We start from the raw sequence: 4,154 nt of genomic DNA, 5'->3' as shown, positions 1-4,154 counted from the left end.
GGGAAACTTTCTTGCCGAATTGGAATGATTCTCCGTCAAATTCACCCGGCCCTGACGGACCGGTCTGGGTTAGCCGGTCTTTCAGACCGGGGCGGTTGGCGGGCGTGCGTTTTTCGCCCGTCAACCGCCCCGGTCTGGTGATTCCTCCCATCAAAACCCCCGGTCTGAAAGACGAATGGCGCTTAGTTAAGGGTGTGGGCTGAAATTGTCTTCAAACTGGGTAATCTGGGAGGGTGTTTTTAGGGCCAAATTGCTTCTCAAATTACCCAATGTGAACCAGTTTTTCATGTCTCACCCTTAACTAAGCGCCATTCGTCTGAAAGACCGGCTAACCCAGACCGGTCCGTCAGGGCCGGGCATTTTGGCGATCCGCCAAGGAAACCGAAAGAAATTGCGAAAGCGATGACACTTCGATTAGAATATCCGGACATGCGGGGCGGCTTGACGCCCGTCGGGATGTCGCCATGTTCCAAACACTCCGAAGCTGGTTGACTCGATCTCCGGGCCGGATGGCCGGGCGACGCCCCAAGGGGGTGTTCATCAGCTACCGCCGGTCAGACAGCGAACCGGCCGCCAATCGGCTGAACAGTGACTTGCGGAACAGGCTGGGGGGCGAGGTCGTCTTCTTTGATGTGGACACCATCCCCGCCGGGGAACCGTTTCCGGAGGTCATCGCCGCCGGGATTCAATCGGCCCAAGTGGTGTTGGTGTTGATCGGCAAAACGTGGCACGAGACGCGGGACGCGGCCGGCAACCTTCGATTGCATCTGGAGGAAGATTTTGTCCGCCGGGAGATCGAACTGGCCCGTGCTGGCGACAAGGTCATCATCCCCGTCCTGATCGACGGGGCCGAGCTTCGGCTGGACGATGAGCGGCTTCCCGAATCGCTGCGATTCCTTGGCCCGCTGAATGCTAAAATCCTCCGGACCAACCGGGATTATGGCCGCGATTTGGACGATCTGATCGCCGGGCTGCGGCAAAAAGGCGTCTCGGTGTCGCCGCGACACTGGCTCCGGCAAAACCTGGCTGTCCTGGCGTTCGCCGCCACGATGGTGTTGTCCGGCGGGGCCTTGCTGGCCGTGATTCTTCTCCGGTCGGGGCTTGTCGATCAGGAGGGGAATGCCGTCGGGACGTCGATCCCGGCGTTCCACGAACCCGAGGCATCGCCTTCCCTGTTGGGGCATGTGTCGGCCTCGGATCGTTTGCGATTGGAGAGCGCCTCGGAATCGTCCGTCGTCCAGATTGCGGGCATGTGTGAAAACGAAGAACTTCAACGGCTGGCCGAGAAGTATCAGGATGATCCGGCCACCCTGTTGAGCATCATTTCCAAGGAGTATCTGAAATGAACCGACTCGCCTTGTTGTTTGCGACCCTGATCGCCGCCCTGCCCGCCGGGGTGGCGCGGGCCGACGACTATTTCGATCACATTTACCGGATTTCGACCGTCCGCGAGGGCAAGCCCTCCGTCGAACTGACCGGCTTCAAGGTGAAGGGCCGCGAGGGGCTTTACACCGCCCTGCACGGCGTGGTGGGCGGCAAGACCATCAAGGCGTTTCAGCCGTCGTCGAAGAACGTCACCGGGTACGAACTGGAAATTGCCGAGGTCGACACCGACCGGGACATCGCCTACCTGTTGCCGACCAAAAAGGGGAAAAAGCTGTCCGACGGCGGGTTGCCGCTCGGCGTCGCCCCGAATCTGGCGAGTCTGGCTGAAAAGTCCGTGAAGGTGGTCGGCTTCCCGATGGGAGTCGACCTGCTGGCGGCCTCCACGCCGCTGACCGTCCGGCAACCGGCCGCCTGCGCGCTGGAAAAAGTCGGCAATCCGGCGGCCCGCGCGGATCTCAAGAAACGCAACAGCCCCCTGCTGAGCACCATCGTGCTGAGTCTCGACGGCAACTTGTTGCAGGGGCACTCGGGCGCCCCCATCCTTGATGCCGACGGCAGTGTGATCGCCGTCGGCAACGGCGGGCTGGATATCGGCCGCGTCGGCTGGGGCTGGGCCATCCCGTTTCACGACATCAAACTCAACGGCCTTTCCGAGGCGGGCGTGCCGGCCAAACTCGCGGCGCTGGGCAAGGCCGACGCCATCACGTTGTTCTGCGTGATCGACGAAAACGCCCGTGAAAATGCCAAGAAGATTCGCATCGAGACCAAGACCGTCATCATCGGCAAGGACGGCGAACCCGCGGTGGCCTTCACGATGACGCCGAAACAGGCGATGACCGCCCAGATGGACCGGTTGAAGGAAGTCATGAAGCTGATTCAGCAAGGCAAGGCCGACCAGCTTGACCCGGTGAAGGAAATGGAAAGACTGAACCAGAAGATGGTTCCGCTGGCCATCGGCACCACGGTCGAGGTGGTGGATTTGGAGGACGGCCAGGCCGCCGGGGCCGGAGCCGGGGGGCTGCCGGGCTTGCCGGGGCTTCAAGGGTTGCCGGGGCTTAACCTGCCGAAACTCCCCGCCGCCGGGAAGAACGACGACCCCTTCGCCCAGATCGGCAACATGCTCGGCAACGCCGCCCAAGAAGTAAATGTGAAGGTGAAGGTGTTGGACGGAACCCAAAAGGGCAAGGAACTCTGGGTGAACCGCGCGGCCATCAAACGGGAAACGCTCATCCGGCAGGAGAAGTGAGGGAATGACCAATGACCAATGACCTGTAAGAATGTGTGCGAGTATCCGTATGATTACTCAATGCAATCGATTTGGTCATTGGTCATTGGTCATTGGTCATTTGACTTGGTCATTCCGAGTTCGTTCATGATGGGTTCCGGGTCGGCCGTAAAAACTCTTGTGCCGGTCTGAATATTCTGATTGTGTCTAAAAACTGGCGCGGGTGGATTTTGGGGCATTTCCGCGCGTTTCATGCAAAAGAGAGCTATGTTCCTTGTTGAAGGAATCAACCATGCGGTTGCGGTCTGTCACCCCAAGGCCTGTTAAACACCATGCAAGGCCCTAGCGAACTTATCACGTTTCTCACGAGGAATCAGTTCCTCACCTCGGCGCAGGGGGATATTCTGCTCAAAGAGAAGCAACGATTTGTTTCTTCCATCCAACTATGCGCCGAGCTGGTGCAGCGCAATTGGATCACCGCTTATCAACAGGCCCAGCTCCTTTCCGGCAACGGCGAAAAGCTCATCATCGGCTCGTACCGGCTCCAGCTTCCCATCGGCGAGGGGGGCATGGGCATGGTGTTCAAGGCCATCCAGCCGAAGCTCGACCGTTGTGTCGCCCTCAAGATCATCCGCCCGCAGGTGCTGGCCGCCCGGCCGGAAATCCTGTCCCGCTTCCACCGCGAGGCGCGGGCCATCGCCCAGTTGCACCATCCGAACCTCGTGATCCTCTTTGACGCGGACGAGTCGAACGGCACGCACTACATCGCGATGGAATACGTCGAGGGGCAGACCTTCGAGAAGATGGTCCGCTCGAACGGGCCGATGGGCATCCGGCAGGCCTGCGAATACATTCGCCAGTCGGCCATCGGCCTCCAGCACGCCTACGAAGTGGGTCTGGTCCACCGGGACATCAAGCCCTCGAACATCCTCGTCGCCCAGCGGCCCCTCGGAGGCGCCTCGACCGGCAATTCCTCCATGCGGCTGTCCCGGCCCGCCTTGGTGACAATCCGCGACCGCGAACGGCAACAGCAAGGCGGCTCGGCCGGGAAACTCAGCCAGTCGTGGGGCACGGTCAAGATTCTCGACATGGGGCTGGCCCGGCTGACCGACCCGGACGAAGACCAGCAGGGCAGCGGCCACACCCCGCTGACACGGGCGGGCGCCCTCCTCGGAACGCCGGATTTCATCGCCCCGGAACAGGCCCGCGACGCCCGCAAGGTGGACATCCGGGCCGATATTTACAGCCTCGGCTGCACCTTCTACTACCTGCTCACGGGCAAGCCGCCGTTCCCCGGCGGGACGGACGTGCAAAAGCTCATCCGCCACCAGACGGAAAAGCCCTTCCCGGTCGAGGATCTCCGCCCCGGCATCCCCGGCGAGGTGTTGCAGATTCTGGGCCGGATGTTGGAAAAGCGGCCGGAAGACCGCTATGCCACGCCGCAGCAACTGGCGGACGCGGTGGATCATTATCTGTCCCCGGTCGTGCCGCACACGCCGGTTCCCACCCCGTCCACGTCCCCGGTGGCCGAGACCCCGGCCGT

3 protein-coding genes are annotated in these 4,154 nt (G+C 61.4%); all 3 read left to right on the top strand.

Going from position 1 to position 4,154, the window contains the following annotated elements; genetic code table 11:
- Positions 1-464: 464 nt before the first annotated feature.
- A complete protein-coding gene (locus BGIM_RS58980) occupies positions 465-1,346 on the top strand; it encodes a toll/interleukin-1 receptor domain-containing protein (protein ID WP_020474841.1) in 882 nt (293 codons plus the stop codon).
- Positions 1,343-2,632 carry a S1 family peptidase gene (locus BGIM_RS0137970; protein ID WP_020474840.1) on the top strand — a complete coding sequence of 430 codons (1,290 nt, stop codon included), beginning with the start codon at positions 1,343-1,345 and terminating at the stop codon, positions 2,630-2,632. Before BGIM_RS58980 ends, BGIM_RS0137970 begins: the two co-directional genes overlap by 4 nt.
- Before the next feature lie 311 nt (positions 2,633-2,943).
- Positions 2,944-4,154 (top strand): serine/threonine protein kinase (locus BGIM_RS58975; RefSeq protein ID WP_193789063.1); only part of this gene is annotated, 1,211 nt, incomplete at its 3' end.

The sequence above is a fragment of the Zavarzinella formosa DSM 19928 genome (assembly GCF_000255705.1).
GTDB lineage: Bacteria > Planctomycetota > Planctomycetia > Gemmatales > Gemmataceae > Zavarzinella > Zavarzinella formosa.
Note: the sequence above shows the minus strand (reverse complement) of the source record. Positions and strands in the feature narration are given on the sequence as shown.

Bases quoted from the DNA above. Each gene is read 5' to 3' on its own strand.
- BGIM_RS58980 (WP_020474841.1), top strand. From the start codon at position 465: ATGTTCCAAACACTCCGAAGCTGGTTGACTCGATCTCCGGGCCGGATG.
- BGIM_RS0137970 (WP_020474840.1), top strand. From the start codon at position 1,343: ATGAACCGACTCGCCTTGTTGTTTGCGACCCTGATCGCCGCCCTGCCC.